The sequence below is a fragment of the Cohnella sp. genome, assembly GCF_041640265.1.
GTDB lineage: Bacteria > Bacillota > Bacilli > Paenibacillales > Paenibacillaceae > Cohnella.
Genome location: NZ_JBEQAP010000001.1, coordinates 18612 through 34274, shown reverse-complemented (window position 1 = coordinate 34274; position 15663 = coordinate 18612). Strand labels below are relative to the sequence as shown.

The 15663-nt window shown below is 47.4% G+C and carries 14 protein-coding genes; 9 read left to right on the top strand and 5 right to left on the bottom strand.

Features of this window, described 5'->3' with window-relative positions:
- The first annotated feature begins 38 nt into the window (after positions 1–38).
- Positions 39–1586 carry a bifunctional phosphoribosylaminoimidazolecarboxamide formyltransferase/IMP cyclohydrolase gene (gene purH / locus ACESLK_RS00165; RefSeq protein WP_372660354.1) on the top strand — a complete coding sequence of 516 codons (1548 nt, stop codon included), beginning with the start codon at positions 39–41 and terminating at the stop codon, positions 1584–1586.
- A 60-nt stretch (positions 1587–1646) separates the two neighbouring features.
- Positions 1647–2912, top strand: a complete 1266-nt coding sequence (purD, locus tag ACESLK_RS00160) for a phosphoribosylamine--glycine ligase (protein ID WP_372660351.1) — start codon at positions 1647–1649, stop codon at positions 2910–2912.
- Positions 2913–3186: 274 nt separating this feature from the next.
- Here the strand turns inward: purD and ACESLK_RS00155 are convergent, their stop codons facing one another.
- The 5 genes from ACESLK_RS00155 to ACESLK_RS00135 form a co-directional block, all read right to left on the bottom strand.
- Positions 3187–3387 (bottom strand): hypothetical protein, encoded by a 201-nt coding sequence (locus tag ACESLK_RS00155; protein WP_372660348.1) that lies wholly within the window; start codon positions 3385–3387, stop codon positions 3187–3189.
- On the bottom strand, positions 3384–4493 hold the full coding sequence (locus ACESLK_RS00150; protein ID WP_372660346.1) for a GerAB/ArcD/ProY family transporter: 1110 nt from the start codon (positions 4491–4493) through the stop codon (positions 3384–3386). Before ACESLK_RS00150 ends, ACESLK_RS00155 begins: the two co-directional genes overlap by 4 nt.
- 18 nt (positions 4494–4511) lie before the next feature.
- Positions 4512–5633, bottom strand: a complete 1122-nt coding sequence (locus ACESLK_RS00145; RefSeq protein ID WP_372660343.1) for a Ger(x)C family spore germination protein — start codon at positions 5631–5633, stop codon at positions 4512–4514.
- 6 nt (positions 5634–5639) lie between these two features.
- Positions 5640–7091: a spore germination protein gene (locus ACESLK_RS00140; RefSeq protein WP_372660340.1), complete on the bottom strand. Its 1452-nt coding sequence runs from the start codon at positions 7089–7091 to the stop codon at positions 5640–5642.
- A gap of 286 nt (positions 7092–7377) precedes the next feature.
- Positions 7378–7506, bottom strand: a complete 129-nt coding sequence (locus ACESLK_RS00135) for a hypothetical protein (RefSeq protein WP_372660337.1) — start codon at positions 7504–7506, stop codon at positions 7378–7380.
- Positions 7507–7653: 147 nt separating this feature from the next.
- On the opposite strand from ACESLK_RS00135, the gene ACESLK_RS00130 reads away from it, so the two are divergent.
- The 7 genes from ACESLK_RS00130 to ACESLK_RS00100 all read left to right on the top strand — a co-directional run bounded on the left by ACESLK_RS00130 (position 7654) and on the right by ACESLK_RS00100 (position 15652).
- Complete coding sequence (locus tag ACESLK_RS00130; RefSeq protein WP_372660334.1) at positions 7654–8757, top strand: DUF3048 domain-containing protein; 1104 nt, start codon at positions 7654–7656, stop codon at positions 8755–8757.
- Between the two features lie 140 nt (positions 8758–8897).
- Positions 8898–9872 carry a LacI family DNA-binding transcriptional regulator gene (locus tag ACESLK_RS00125; RefSeq protein WP_372660332.1) on the top strand — a complete coding sequence of 325 codons (975 nt, stop codon included), beginning with the start codon at positions 8898–8900 and terminating at the stop codon, positions 9870–9872.
- 210 nt (positions 9873–10082) lie between these two features.
- Positions 10083–11450 carry an ABC transporter substrate-binding protein gene (locus ACESLK_RS00120; protein WP_372660329.1) on the top strand — a complete coding sequence of 456 codons (1368 nt, stop codon included), beginning with the start codon at positions 10083–10085 and terminating at the stop codon, positions 11448–11450.
- 96 nt (positions 11451–11546) lie between these two features.
- On the top strand, positions 11547–12428 hold the full coding sequence (locus ACESLK_RS00115) for a carbohydrate ABC transporter permease (RefSeq protein WP_372660326.1): 882 nt from the start codon (positions 11547–11549) through the stop codon (positions 12426–12428).
- A complete protein-coding gene (locus tag ACESLK_RS00110; RefSeq protein WP_372660323.1) occupies positions 12428–13258 on the top strand; it encodes a carbohydrate ABC transporter permease in 831 nt (276 codons plus the stop codon). The genes ACESLK_RS00115 and ACESLK_RS00110 overlap by 1 nt, the downstream gene beginning before the upstream one ends.
- Positions 13255–14760 carry a glycoside hydrolase family 32 protein gene (locus tag ACESLK_RS00105; protein ID WP_372660320.1) on the top strand — a complete coding sequence of 502 codons (1506 nt, stop codon included), beginning with the start codon at positions 13255–13257 and terminating at the stop codon, positions 14758–14760. Before ACESLK_RS00110 ends, ACESLK_RS00105 begins: the two co-directional genes overlap by 4 nt.
- A 277-nt stretch (positions 14761–15037) precedes the next feature.
- Complete coding sequence (locus tag ACESLK_RS00100) at positions 15038–15652, top strand: DUF47 domain-containing protein (RefSeq protein WP_372661359.1); 615 nt, start codon at positions 15038–15040, stop codon at positions 15650–15652.
- Positions 15653–15663 lie beyond the last annotated feature (11 nt).

Sequence of the window (15663 nt, the reverse complement as noted above, 5' to 3'; positions counted from 1 at the left end):
ACACTCTAATAAGTAGACAATCGAACGGAGGATTATTAGTGGCTATCAGAAGAGCTTTAGTTAGCGTTTCGGATAAAACAGGAATCGTGGATTTCTGCCGAGAGCTGGCACAGCAGGGCGTTCAAATCATTTCGACAGGCGGAACGAAGACGTTACTCGAGAAGGAGCAGGTGCCGGTAATCGGTATTTCTGAGGTGACGGGTTTTCCGGAAATTATGGATGGCCGCGTTAAGACCTTGCACCCTGCCGTACATAGCGGTTTACTGGCGGTACGCGATAACGCCGAGCACACTAAGCAAATGGAAGAGCTGGGACTTGACTACATCGATCTTGTGGTGGTTAACCTATATCCCTTCAAAGAAACCATTGCGAAGCCGGACGTATCCTATGAAGATGCCATCGAGAACATCGACATCGGCGGTCCTACCATGCTGCGTTCCGCTGCCAAAAATCATGCCTTCGTGACCGTTGTCGTTGACGCTGGCGACTACTCTAACGTATTGGAGGAAGTGCGTGCCGGCGGCGATACAACGATTGAAACCCGTAAACGTCTCGCAGCCAAAGTATTCCGGCATACCTCGGCTTACGATGCGCTGATTTCCGATTACTTCGCCAAGCAGCTGGATAATCCGCTTCCTGAGAGCCTTACGGTTACCTACGAGAAGGTGCAGGAGCTTCGTTATGGGGAGAATCCTCACCAGAAGGCTGCTTTCTATCGCAAGCCGCTATCCTCTTCGGGCAATATTACCTCTGCTGAGCAGCTGCACGGCAAGGAGCTTTCCTACAACAACATTAATGATGCGAACGCTGCACTCGCCATTGTGAAGGAGTTCGATGAACCCGCAGTCGTTGCAGTTAAGCATATGAACCCTTGCGGAGTAGGTATTGGCAGCAATATCGATGAGGCATATGTGAAAGCTTATGAATCGGACCCAACCTCGATATTTGGCGGGATCATTGCAGCTAACCGTCCGATCGGAGCAGAAACGGCTGTACGCCTGAATGATCTCTTCCTGGAAATTGTTATTGCACCGGAGTTTACGCCGGAGGCATTGGAAATTCTTCAGCGTAAAAAGAACATTCGTCTTATGCGCCTAGGCAATCTTCCTTCGGCTGCGGAACGTCGTTCCGAATGGTTGATTACGAGCGTTGAGGGCGGGATGCTCGTGCAAGAAAGCGATGTTCACAGTTTAACGGATGCGGACATTAAAGTGGCAACAAATCGTGCTCCAACTGATGAAGAGATGAAGCAGCTGCTGTTCAGCTGGAAAGTCGTCAAACACGTCAAATCGAATGCGATTCTGCTCGCAAGCGACAACATGACAGTTGGCGTAGGCGCTGGTCAGATGAACCGTGTAGGTGCGGCGCGTATTGCGATTGAGCAGGCAGGAGACAAAGCACGCGGTGCGGTGCTTGCCTCCGATGCTTTCTTCCCGATGGGAGATACGGTCGAGCTGGCAGCTCAAGCTGGAATTACGGCAATCATTCAGCCAGGCGGATCGATTAAGGACGAGGAATCCATCGCTGCGGCTAACAAATACAATATCGCCATGTTATTTACGGGCGTTCGTCATTTCAAGCATTAGTATCTGATTAACAGGGCGTTCCTTCACGGATCGCCTTTTCTATCGAAGGAGGAAGTCTACGTGAATATTCTAGTCGTTGGACGCGGAGGGCGCGAGCACGCTATTATCTGGTCGCTTAAGCGTAACAAGAAGATTAAGAAGATTTATTGCGCGCCGGGCAACGCCGGAACCGCAACGCTTGCGGATAACATAGATATTGGGGAATTAGAGTTCCCGCGTCTTGTGAAATTCGCTCAGGAGAATGCCATCGACCTCGTTGTTGTAGGTCCTGATGATCCGCTTGCCGCAGGTATTGTGGATGAATTCGAGGCCGCAGCGATACCTGTCTATGGACCGCGTAAGAACGCAGCCGAGATCGAAGGCAGCAAAATCTTCATGAAGGATTTGTTGCGCAAATACAATATCCCGACCGCTAAGTACGAGACATTCACCGATTACAATGCAGCGAATGCATACCTCAAGCAGCAGCCTCTGCCAATCGTTATTAAAGCGGACGGGCTGGCTGCGGGCAAAGGCGTAGCCGTCTGCTTCACTCGTGAGGAAGCAGACAAAGCGCTGCAGGAAACGATGGTAGACAAATCGTTCGGCGCAGCAGGCGACAAGGTGGTCATCGAGGAGTTTCTGGAAGGACAGGAGATGTCCATCCTGGCATTCGTTGATGGGGAAACCGTTCGTCCGATGTCTCCCGCGCAAGATCATAAGCCGGTATTCGATGGGGATAAAGGACCGAATACGGGAGGGATGGGGACCTATTCTCCGCTTCCTCACATCCCGCAAGCGATTATCGATGAATCGATCGAGAATATCATTAAACCGACTGCGCGCGCGATGGTGTCTGAGGGTCGTCCCTTCCGAGGTGTTCTGTTCGCAGGTTTGATGATCACTAAGGATGGTCCGAAGACGATTGAATTCAACGCTCGCTTCGGAGATCCGGAAACACAAGTGGTGCTGCCTCGCTTACAGAGCGATTTACTTGAAATTTTCCAAGCGACCATCAATGGCAGCCTGGATAAGATCGATATTTCCTGGAGTAACGAAGCAGCGGTTTGTGTCGTGCTTGCTTCGGAAGGTTATCCCTCAACGTATCCGAAAGGACTGCCGATTTCCGGTCTGGACCAGATTAGCGACGAAGACGCTTTGGTGTTCCATGCGGGGACAGCTATCCAGGATGGACAGATTGTCACGAATGGCGGTCGTGTATTAGGAATTGTGGGTCGCGGCCCAGGCATTGCTGAAGCTCGCGCAAATGCTTATGAAACAGCGAATCGCATCTCATACCAAGGGAAGCAGAATCGTACGGATATTGCTGCCAAAGCGCTTCTATAGAAACCAATTCTAGATCTCATTGGTCATAAACCGCCGAGAGTCCCTCTAAACCAAGGGAGCCCGGCGGTTTATTCTTTGTAGAACAGCGATTTGTAATGAGCGGCAATGTACCAAATCGCATAGGCAGTAACGGCGATTAATAACGAGGTTAAGACGTGCTCCGAAACCCATTTAACGAAGCCTTCCATTTTGGACACCTCCTGTCTAACAACTAATGCGAGATCCGTAAGTTTAATCTCCCCTATTCCTGCTATTTTTGTACAAAAATCTTCACTTACAGAAATTGATTAATAATCAATGCGATGGCCTTATTCAAATCAAGTGGATGACGAACGATAATGCTGCCCCAGAGTATAGCGCCTAAAGTCGTCACTCCAATAAAGAAAGCCGTCTCTTTCCTGCTGAATTTCTTGTCTTTCAACACAATCAAACCTCCGCTCAGAAACAGTATGTACAAGATCACCAGACCGATCATGCCGCCGGTTCTCCATGATAGAGTTGCTTCTTTCGCTGCTGCTTCAGCCAGGTGCCCGCAATGAGAACAACGGGAATAACAATGGCATACAGCGTGTAGTAGATAAATAAATACTTATCAACCCACTCGACATTCTCAATGATGTTTACGAAAAGGAGCGAATAAGCGGAAATGACCCATATTAGCGGATAGGCGACAACGGCTCGGTTTTTCAATTCGAACAGTTGGCATATGGCCAGTACGGCGCAATAAAACAACATACTTAATTTAAGAAATACGATGAAAAGTACATTGACAGAAATGATCGCTTCCAAATGCTCCACAAATCCAGTAAATTGCATTTCACGAAAAATAATGTATAACGGGTATATAAGATGCGAACTGCGATTCACGCCCAGAATGCCAATGGTAAAAAACACACTAATGGCAAGGGCGATCCCCGTTGTGATGATTCCTAAAATAAATGCAGTCCCTAATCTGCGTTGAACAAAAGGAAACAGCATCATGAAAGATACCGTCTCCATATAGGGAAACGCGAGAGTATAATTCGTATTTGCGATTGTCGTCCATAACTGGAAGTGATAAGGAATGTCGAAATTTCTCCAATCCCACTCGGTGAGCATGACCGTCATGGGAATCCAATAAGCTACAAAAATATACGGTGTCAAAAGCTCGCTAGCCATAGCGATCGATTCGATCCCTTTCACCACGGCATAGGCGCACACGAGTAACACCATGATATTGAAGATAGAGAGGGGTGTGCGGGGCATCAGATTAATATGCATAAAATCGCTCACGTTACGCGTCACCCAAGATGCGATTTGGATGAAATAGAGGATGTAGAGAATAGCGACTAATCCCCCGGCCCATTTCCCCAGCACGAGTACCGCAATCTGTACGAGACTCTGTCCTGGATAATGCTTGGACAAATACAGCCAGAATGCCGCCAGTATCGAGCCGTACAAGAATGCCCAAACCATAACGAGCCAGCTGTATTGCTTCGCATCCGCTATTAGTTTCCCAGGCAGCAAAATAAACGTAGTCCCGACGGTAAAGATAAAGGTTAAAGTAAACATCTGCCAACCGCTTAACTTGGCATTTTCCATTTGAATTCTCCTTATTTTCTAATTGTAAGGCGTACTTGTGTTCCCGGTTGTTGTCACCTTAGAGCTCACTTGAAAAGCGATTTTGACTTGACGCCACGAATCAATATTTGGGCGTTCATCCTGAATGCCTAACAAATCCCAATCTTTCTTCAAGCCCAACTGAATCAAGGACTCTGCCCTTTGCGTTACCCTTCGATTGAATGCCTTCTCCACTTCATGAAGATTATGCACGGTCGTTCTGCTCTTCTGTTGATTGTTTGTAATACGCAGATTCGCATAAATCTTCAGAGTAAGACGGGATGCAGACCGATCCCATTCCCGCTTGACTCGAAGATTGTGGGCTGTAACATCGACATAGGATCCGTTAACCTTCATGGTTTCCGTAAAAGCGTTTATCTTATTATTTAAGATGGCATTAACCTGTTTCATTTTCATTGCGATGCGCCCTGCCATACGACCATGGATAAACACGGCCCCATCCGTAAAACTCAAGCCGTTTTCTATTGCATTAATCTCCTCCACTTCATTAGTATTGGAAGCGGGCTGCTGCCCGTTATAGTGCACAATGGGAATGACGGTCGGTTGATGAAGCGGAAGTCCCTTAATTAGATCTTTAAGCCGAATAGGAGCAATTTGTGTCTGTGCACTGCGTACATGCAGGTCCAGCAAAGAGCGAACAAACCGGCCTGGCGATCTTTCCAGAGGCGTAAAAGTGTGCATCACCGTAGAAATCGGAGAATCGGAAACCAGAAACAACAAATTCGTCCGCCGCTCAGGATTCAGCTCCAGAAAATTAATCAGATCCAGTACTCCATCCCTAGCATACCGCTCCGAAATAATGTAGCACTGCATATGAGCGGTAAAAAGCAACCTCGGCATCGCCGTGCTTGTCCTCGCGGTGAATCGACCAAAGCTATATTCCTTGAAGTGAAACGTGTAAACCGATGCTTGCGAACCGCCGCCTTGCCTATTTGAAATACCTGTAGGATTAACCACCTGATAATAGCCGGTATACGTTCCGGTATCGGGATCCTTGTCGGTTCCGACAACGTTAACGATCGCCAATTGATTGATTTCCTTCAAGTCCCAGCACCCGGTACACAGCAGGAGCAATATGAAAACAATAGAACACTTCTTCAATTTGTTTCACCTTCTCCCTCTCTTGGCATGGGATTCGCGCGGCAACCGTTTCATCATATTTCGGGGGACTCGAACCAAGGAGTCCTTCCAGTCGGCTAGAACAACAGGTGCAAAAGGAGTTAAATATTTAACGCCAAAAGAGCGTATGGACACTAGATGTACCAATAGAAAAAACACACCGCACATTAAACCAAACAAACCCATTAACCCGCTCAGGAGCATAAAAGAAAACTGAATGATTCTTTGGGCAATTCCGAAACTATAGTTGGGGGAGACGAAGTTAGAAATGGCTGTGAGGGACACAACAATAACCATCGCCGCCGAAACGAGCCCGGCTTCGACCGCTGCCTGACCTAATACAAGCGCGCCTACGATAGATATCGATTGACCTGCAATTCGCGGCATGCGAAGCCCTGCTTCACGCAAGATCTCGAAGGTTACCGTCATGATGAACGCTTCAATAAACGCAGGGAACGGCACTTCTTCACGTTGTGCGGCCAGGCTGATTAAGAGGTTTGTAGGAAGTAATTCCTGGTGATAGCTTACCACCGCAATATAAAGAGATGGTGTGAATATGGATAACAGAAAGGCGAACATGCGCAGCCAACGCGATAGTGTGGCAATATCTGCTCGCTGGTAATAATCTTCCGGAGATGCAAACAGTTGAAAAAAAGTAATAGGCCCGACAAGGGCCATCGGGGTGCCATCCGTCATAACCGCGACTTGTCCCTCGAGCAATTTGGCGACAATTGAATCCGGACGTTCCGTACTTATTAATTGTGGGAATGGCGAGAGGGATGTATCTTGAATCCACTCTTCAATATAAGCGCTCTCCAGAATGCTATCGGTTTGGATGGATAGAAGACGACGGCGGAATTCATCGACAACTTGCCCTGAAGCAACATTGTTGAGATAAGTCAGGTACACTTTAGTCCTTGTTTCTGATCCGATAACCATCTGTTCAAAAACCAAATGTTCGTTTTTTAATCGTTTCCGGATCAGAGCGACATTCACAGCAGCATCCTCAACGAACCCATCTCTAGGACCCCGAATGGAAGCCTCGGTTTCAGGTTCTGCTATGCTTCGGTATTGCCCTCTGGAAACATCATAACTAAGATAAATATCTCCTGAGGCAGGAATGATAAGACAATGGCCTTCAAGAAGTTTGTCAATACCTTCTGCGGGTCCAGATAACTCCTTCTGTTGCGCAATAGGGATTATTTGTTTTAACCAATCGATTGGATCATTTATGGGTGCATCCGGCAACTGATTGCCTTCGACAATGGGCCTTAATAACATTTCTTCCACCTGATGAATGGTTGCGATCGATGCAAGATAGATGCAATAAACATCCAATTCCGTATTTAGTTCTAGCTGCTGACAGACGAAATCAGGCGATTTTCCCAAACGTTCCGTGATTTGTTCGACAATGAGTTTCCCTGTGTCTATCCGTAACATGGAAATCCTCCTTATAAGTTCGATTTATTGTTTTCCAATGTAAGGGAAAGTATTCTTTTGGAATTTTATCAGTCAACGCTGGAATGGCTTGGAAGCATGAGAAGAGGCAGCGGGATTGGCAAGCATTGGAACATCTGAGTACATGTCAGTTTGCGACCGCCGGGGCATTCGTCTCTGGCGGTTTTTCCAAAATGCGCTACATCCAAGCAACACCTGCTCATTGTTGCAAAATGCGACTATAACGAGCTATATCCAAGCAGCACCTGCTCATTGTTGCAAAATGCGACTATAACGAGCTATATCCAAGCAGCACCTGCTCATTGTCGCAAAATGCGACTATAACGAGCTTATATCCAAGCAGCACCTGCTCATTGTCGCAAAATGCGACTATAACGAGCTTATATCCAAGCAGCACCTGCTCATTGTCGTAAAATGCGACAATAACGAGTCACATCCTCATAACGGTAAGCCGTTTTTTTGTGTATATCGTGTTGAACTCTTTTTTATAAGTGAAGGGTTATGGTTTAATAGAAGGGTACCTATTAGCGAGGGGAGAATGAGCATGACGCAATCGAATCAAGGACAAGCGACTTCCTTTGGGAAGACTTTCCGAATAGCGCAGCAGCTGACGCTGGCAGCTGTACTGGCGGGTTTGACTGCGTGTGGTGAGTCTGAGCCCGTATTGCAACCAACGGAGACTAGTACGTCAACTGCTATTGCTTCTGAGTCTCCTGCTGAAACAGTGATCCCGACGCCAAGCGCTGCTTTTCTTGCGCCGTTAACGGGACTGCCGGCTGACAAAGAAATCACGAGCAGACCTTTCTACGTCATGATCAATAACTTAGCGCCTGCTCGTCCGCAATCAGGCTTAACCCAAGCCGATACGGTATGGGAGCTGCTAGCGGAAGGCGGAATTACTCGGCTGGTGGCCATTTTTCAAAGCAAGGAATTTACGGATCCTATTGGACCCATTAGAAGCATTCGGCCTTATTTCATCCAACTCGGAGAGTTCTATGGCGGCGTAGGTGTACATGCGGGTGCAAGCAACGACGCGCTGGCGATTCTTCAGCGGCAGAAGAAACAAACTCTTGATGAAATCAATAACGCAGGTGCTTATTTCTACCGAGATAAAGCTCGCAAGGCGCCGCATAACGTATATTCAACGTTAGAGAAGCTGCGGGTTGGCACGGAGAAACGAAAGTATACTTCCACAGCTGCCATACCGATCTTAAGCTTCGATAAAGCTCCGGCGGAATTAGCGAACGCGGCAGAAGCGACGCAACTCGAAATCAAATTTGCGTTGCAGAGCTATAAAGTGTCATATTCATACGATAGCGATAAAGCTGTATATTCCCGATTCATCAACGGTCAACCTCACATTGACAAGAATAATAATGAGCAGCTAATGGCAACGAATCTCGTCGTATTGTCTGCTAAGCATGTAACCTATGATGATGTCGGCAGGCTGGAAGTCGATTTAACCAGCGGCGGCGAAGCATTGTTATTCCAGAACGGCAAAGCTATTTCCTGCAAATGGGAGCGCAAGGAAGGCGACGTGATCCGCATAACGAAAGGCGGCCAAGAATTGCCCTTCTTACCGGGAGTTACTTACTACCATGTCGTGCCGAATTCGATGGCGCTAGATAAGCATGTTATTTTTCATTAATAGTTTGGATAAACAATAATCAACAAGGGTGCGGAGGGAAAACAAAATAGACGGATGTTGCCGCGCTAATTTATCAAAAATGAGTTATGATACTTTTTTATGTATACTTAAGTGAATTCGAACGTAATGGAAGGAAATTTATGGCCACGATAAATGATGTAGCGGAGCGGGCGGGAGTGTCCGTCACAACAGTGTCCCGGGTATTAAACAATAGGGGATATATCAGCGAGAAAACGAGACAAAAAGTATACCGGACAATGGAAGAGCTGAACTATCAGCCTAATGAAATTGCTCGCTCTTTGTTGCGCAAGCAATCCAACATAATCGGTCTTATCATCCCAAGCCTCTCGCATCCTTTCTTCGCGGAGTTTGCCAATTCCGTGGAGTTTCATGCTTATCAAAGCGGGTACAAGCTGCTGCTATGCAACTCGCAACTGGAGCAAGCCAAGGAACGGGATTATATTGAAATGATGAAACGCAATCGAGTGGACGGCATCATTATGGGCAGCCATACGCTGGAAGTGGAAGAATACCGAAACCTGAACTATCCAATTGTGACGTTGGACCGGCAGATCGACGACATTCCTTTTGTCGCATCGGACAATGAACGCGGCGGCGAGCTGGCTGCCCAGCTCCTGATCGACAAGGGCTGCCGTAAAATCGCGCATATATGCGGCAACCTGCAGTTAAACATGCTTGCTAATCGACGAACAACTGCATTCGAGCGGATCGTACGCAAAAACGGGATCGAATTCATGACCATCCAAACGGATATGAATGTTTTCGATCAGGAGGAATATGAGCGGATTATTACCACGTTGCTGACAGAGCATTCAGATATTGACGGAGTGTTCGCCACCAGTGACATCATCGCCGCTTTCGTCGTCAAATGGTGCCGAAAACTAGGGAAAGAGGTGCCGGGTCAAATCCGGGTCGTCGGTTATGATGATGTGAACGCAGCTTCCTGGGTCAGTCCGAGCATTACGACCATTAAACAGCCGATTCGCGATATGGGCCGTCTGGCCGTGGAGTTGATAAGCAAACAGATGAACGGAGAACCCATTGGGAAAGTACACCTATTACCGGTTGAGTTGGTGGAACGAGAGACAACGTAACGAGTTTAATCAGGAACCCCGTAACGATTCGTGGGGTTCTTTCTTTAACATATAAGAAAGTATAAAAGGATAGCGAAGCCGTTTTTGCTTGATGCACAAAAAACTCAAAAATTTTATGTCAAACGATTGACATGTCAAACGTTTGACATGTATACTTAAGAAGTACTTATGAAAGCGATTACTTAAATTTTTCATTGGGGGATTGACAGAATGAAAAGTAAATTAGCTTTGCTTAGTTTTATGCTGATGTTTGTTTTCGTTGTAACCGCTTGCAGCGGTGGTAAAAACAACAGTTCGCCGTCGGAATCGCCATCCGCTTCCAAACCAGCAGAGAGCGCAGCGTCTGAAACACCGACGTCATCGTCATCGACTCCGCCGGAATTGAAAGAAGCGAAAATCACGTTCCTGAATACGAAGGGCGAGATCCAGACGCAGCTTGAAGAAGCCGTTAAAGTGTTTAACCAAGATTATCCTGCTATCACGGTCGAAATTCTGGCGGTACCTGCAGGCAGTTCGCCGTTCGAAAGAGCTTCGCAGCTTTATGCAGCGGGCAATCCGGCAACGATCCTGATGCTCGATCCCTCTGACGTCTCGAAATTCAAAGACCGTATCCTTGATCTGTCCGGAGAAAAATGGGTGCCGGATGCCATCGAGAACAGCTTGACCAAAGAGGACGGCAAGGTTCTGGACTTCCCGTTCGCGGTAGAGGGTTTCGCATACATCTACAACAAGAAGGTTCTGGATGCAGCGGTAAGCGGCAGCTTCGATCCTGCGACAATCAAGACGAGATCGGATCTGAAAAACCTGTTCGCACAGATCGAAGCCAGCGGCAAGAAAGCGATCCACGTTTCTCCAATGGACTGGTCGCTCGCTGCTCACTTCCTGAACTTCATGTATGCGGATCAATCGAAAGATTATGCCCAAGTGGAGAAATTCATCACCGATCTGAAAGCAGGCAATGCGAATCTAGCAGGCAATACAGTGTTCAACGGACTGATCGACACGTTCGATCTGATGAAAGAACACAACAATGCCAAGGATAAACCGCTGACTCCGGTATATGAGACCGGACCGGAAGCGCTGGCTAAAGGCGAAGTGGGACTTTGGTTCATGGGCAACTGGGCTTGGCCGAACATCAAAGGCTTCGATGCGTCCGGAGAGTACGGCTTCCTGCCGGTACCGATCAGCGACAACGCGGACGACTATGGAAATACGCAAATCGCAACGGCGGTCACCAAGCGCCTTGTCCTGGACAAGGAGAATGCGACGACGGATCAACAAGCGGCAGCCAAGAAGTTCTTGGAGTGGCTCGTTTATGAGCAGAACGGCCAAGATTTCCTGGTCAACAAAGCGAATATCATTCCTGCCTTCAACAGCATTACGCTTGAGCCGCAAGATCCGCTGGCCAAATCGATTAAGAGCTACATGGCCAAAGGCGCGATGGTAGTGGGCATGACGACACTGCCGGCAGATCACTGGAGCAAAGTGGGCGCTTCGATGCAGAAATATCTTGCCGGCGCATCAGATCGCACAGCACTTGCCAAGGCTATTGAAGCTTATTGGAAATCGGCAAAATAAGCATTAACGCGGAGCCATATTGGGGGCAGTGCGGATAGGCACAACAGTGCTTGATCCGTCGCTGCTCTCCTTGCATTGAAAAGGAGGGATTTATTCATGATAGCGGAAAAGGGAAAATTAGACAGGCTGCAATCCCGCTTACTGTTTACCGGCCCGACCCTGTTTGCCTTTATAACCGTCGTAGTCGCCCCTTTTTTGTATGGCATTTATTTGACCTTTACGAATTGGGACGGCATTGCGACTACCTATGATTACGTTAAATTTGATAACTATTTGACCGTGTGGAGGGACACCGAATTTTGGACGTCGTTCGTCATGACGCTTAAATATGTATTGCTTTCGGTTGTTTTGATTAACGCCGTCGCTTTTTTCCTGGCCTATGCGCTGACCAAGCGCAATCGAAGCAATCTGTTCCGCACCGGCTTCTTTCTCCCGAACTTAGTAGGCGGCATCATTCTCGGCTTGATTTGGAATTTCGTGTTCAGCCACGTGCTCGTGAATGTGGGTACCAAACTGGGCATTCCGTTTCTGGAAGGATCATGGATAGTGGAACCCCAACAGGCATTATGGGCGCTCATTCTGGTGACGGTCTGGCAGTACGCCGGATATATGATGGTGATCTATATTGCGGGTCTGATGAACGTGCCGAAGGATATATTGGAAGCCGCTTCAATCGACGGAGCTACGGGATGGAGAAGGCTGCAGTCGATTGTGCTGCCCTTGATGATTCCATCATTCAGCGTCTGTATCTTTTTGTCACTGCAACGTGCTTTTTTGGTTTACGATCTCAATGTTTCCCTGACAAATGGGGGACCTTACGGCAGCACCCAGCTTGTTTCCTTGTTCATCTATGAAAAAGCCTTTTTATCCAGGGAATACGGCGTTGGACAGGCGGAAGCGTTCGTCTTGTTCCTTATGGTTGCCGTTATTACGCTGCTTCAGGTTTATTTCAGCAAGAAGATGGAGGTGGAAGCCTAATGGGACGATCCAAGCTAACGCTCCAATGGCTCAGTACACTGTTGCTGTCCATCGTTGCGCTGTTGTTTATAGCGCCGTTCGCCATGATTCTGCTGAATTCGTTCAAAGAAAACAAAGAAATTACTTCCGCGCCATTCGGTCTGCCCTCGGCATGGGAGTGGACGAATTATCAGACTGCGTTCACGAAGATGAATTATCTCCACGCGTTTATGAATACTTTCATTATTACCGTAGGCAGTGTGGTGTTAATTGCCGTGTTCGCAGCGATGACCGCACACTATTTTGTCCGGAATAACAGCCGCTTCAATCAATACATCTTCTTTATTATGGTTGCTTCGATGATCATTCCGTTTCAAGCGATTATGATTCCGCTTATTAAAATCTACGGCGGCATGCTCGGCATGCTGAACAGCAAAGGAGCCTTGATCTACCTGTATCTTGGATTCGGCAGTTCTCTCGCGGTGTTTATTTATCACGGATTCGTGAAAAGCATTCCCGCCGAACTTGAGGAAGCGGCGTTGATCGACGGCTGCAATAGGAGGCAGACCTTCTTCAAGATCGTTCTTCCCGTTCTGATCCCCACAACAGTGACGATTGCGATCTTGAACGTGTTATGGATATGGAACGATTTTCTGTTGCCGTCTCTGGTGCTGATCGAGGCTGTTCAAAGAACGCTGCCTCTGTCTACATTTTATTTCCATGGGACCTACACAGCAGACTATGGTCCGCTTATGGCCTCCTTGCTTCTGACGATATTCCCGGTTATCATCGTCTATTTATTTGCTCAAAAGTATATTATCCAAGGAGTTATGCAAGGTTCGATCAAATGATGGGCAAGGTGGACATGATGGGGTACACATTAACGAAAGCTAACCAATTTATCCAAGAGAAAAAGCATCTTCTTCAGACGGAGTATCGACTGAATTACCATCTGATGAGCGAATACGGCTGGATGAACGATCCGAACGGATTTTGTTTCTTTAAAGGAGAATATCATCTTTTTTATCAGCATCATCCTTTCACCCCATTCTGGGAGGATATTCATTGGGGCCATGCCAAAAGCACCGACCTGGTTCATTGGACGGTTCTGCCGATAGCTTTGGCTCCTTCGGAAGAATATGACCGGGACGGTTGTTTTTCAGGGAGTGCAATCGAGAAAGACGGAATGCTGTATCTGATTTATACGGGAAACCAATGGACAGGCAGCAACCGGGATACAGATTTGGTGCAGGCTCAATGTTTGGCTGTCAGTACGGATGGCATCCGCTTTGACAAATGGCCAGGAAACCCGATCATTTGCGAGGCTCCAGAGGGGGATATTCATCCGCATCATTTCCGCGATCCGAAAGTTTGGCAGCGCGGTGACCAGTACTACTGCGTTCTCGGATCCCGGACCCAGGAGCACGTGGGCCAAATTCTTCTATACAAGTCGGCCGACTTAATGAACTGGGAATTTATCGGCATCCCTGCTCAGGGAGATGCTGCAGGCAATAGCGGATACATGTGGGAATGTCCGGATCTTTTCCAACTAGGTGGATCTGATGTGCTAGTGATGTCGCCTCAGGGAATAAAACCGGAAGCGGAAAAATTTCACAATCTTCATCAAGCCGGCTATATGCTCGGCAAGCTCGACTATCATACTGGCAAATTCGAACATGGGCCTTTGGAAATGCTTGATTACGGGTTTGATTTTTATGCACCTCAGACGATGGAGGATGGCCAAGGCAGGCGTATCATGATCGCTTGGATGGCGATGTGGGAAAGCGAGATGCCTGAGCAAGCCCATGGGTGGGCTGGGGCTATGACTATACCGCGGCAGTTGTCTTTGGAACAGGGACATATTCGCTGCAGGCCGATTCCGGAGCTTACGAAACTTCGCGGCGGCTTAACGGCATATGAAGATATAGTAGTGACGGACGAGCTTACGCTGGAGGGAATAACCGGCGATTGCTGCGAAATGGAACTTATATTGGATGCGTCCGAGGCAACTAGCGCGGGGATTAAATTGAGGGTTAGTGAAGGAAAGAACGAGCAGACAGTCATAACTTTTAGTCCACAGGATAAAACCGTAACGCTCGACCGGAACCGATCGGGAAGAGGGCCGGGCGGCGTTCGAAAAGCGCCTGTTCAGTCGGATAACGGCAGATTGCAGCTCCGCATATTCGTAGATCGTTCTTCTATTGAAGTGTTCTTACAAGACGGAGAGAAAGTAATGACTGCGAGAATCTATCCGGGTGAAAAATCGACGGGGATTACGCTTTTTGCCGTAGGAGTCATGAAGGTTATCCGTCTTCACAAATGGGATTTACACAAAAGTGTCGAAGAAGTGTAAGAAGTCGCAATTTTTGAATGAATTTGGGACTTTGCTTCTTTCGACAATCGGACCGGCCGAGCTTCAATGGCCGGTCCATTCTTATTTTCGACAGGATAGTAATAGGTCTAATGGGTCAAACTTTAAAAAAGTGTCACATGTAAAGTTAGCAACCTATACCAAGCTCGTCCACGCTGTGCTAAAATAAGAAAGTTATCTAGATGTTAACGCAATGTTAACGCAGTGTAAAGTCGAATTGGGTCGAATCAGCTACATACAAGGGAAAGAAGGGTTATCCGTGTTCCGCAAAAAAGACATTTTTTTTAAGACGCTGGAAGAAATGGCTGACATCATCTATGAAACGGTTGATCGTTTTGCTAACGCTGTTAATGGCGATTTGCCTGACGTGTCGGCATTCGCTAAGGAAATGAAGGAGTACGAGCACAAGGGCGACAGATGCACGCATATTATTCTAACCGAGCTTAACAAAACGTTCATTACGCCTATTGAACGAGAAGATATTATGGAACTCATCAAGAAACTCGACGATGTGCTTGATGGGATCGAAGCTTGCGCGTCGCGGTTCGAAATGTACCAAATTTCAAAATCCGATCCGTTTATTCGTAAATTCGGAACTTGCTTGCGCCGGAGCGCCCATGAAATCAAAACCGCTATTTTCTTACTGACACAGAAGAAACTGCTTGCCATTCAACCGCACTGCGTGACAATCAATGAGCTTGAGAATGAAGGCGACGAATTGATGCGTCAAGGGATTAAGCACTTATTCCAGAACATTAAAGATCCGATTGAGCTCATTAAACATAAAGAGATTTATGAACGCTTGGAACAAACGACCGACTCATGCGAGGATGTCGCCAATACGCTGCAATCTATAATAATGCGCAATTCTTAATAGCGCAGGCG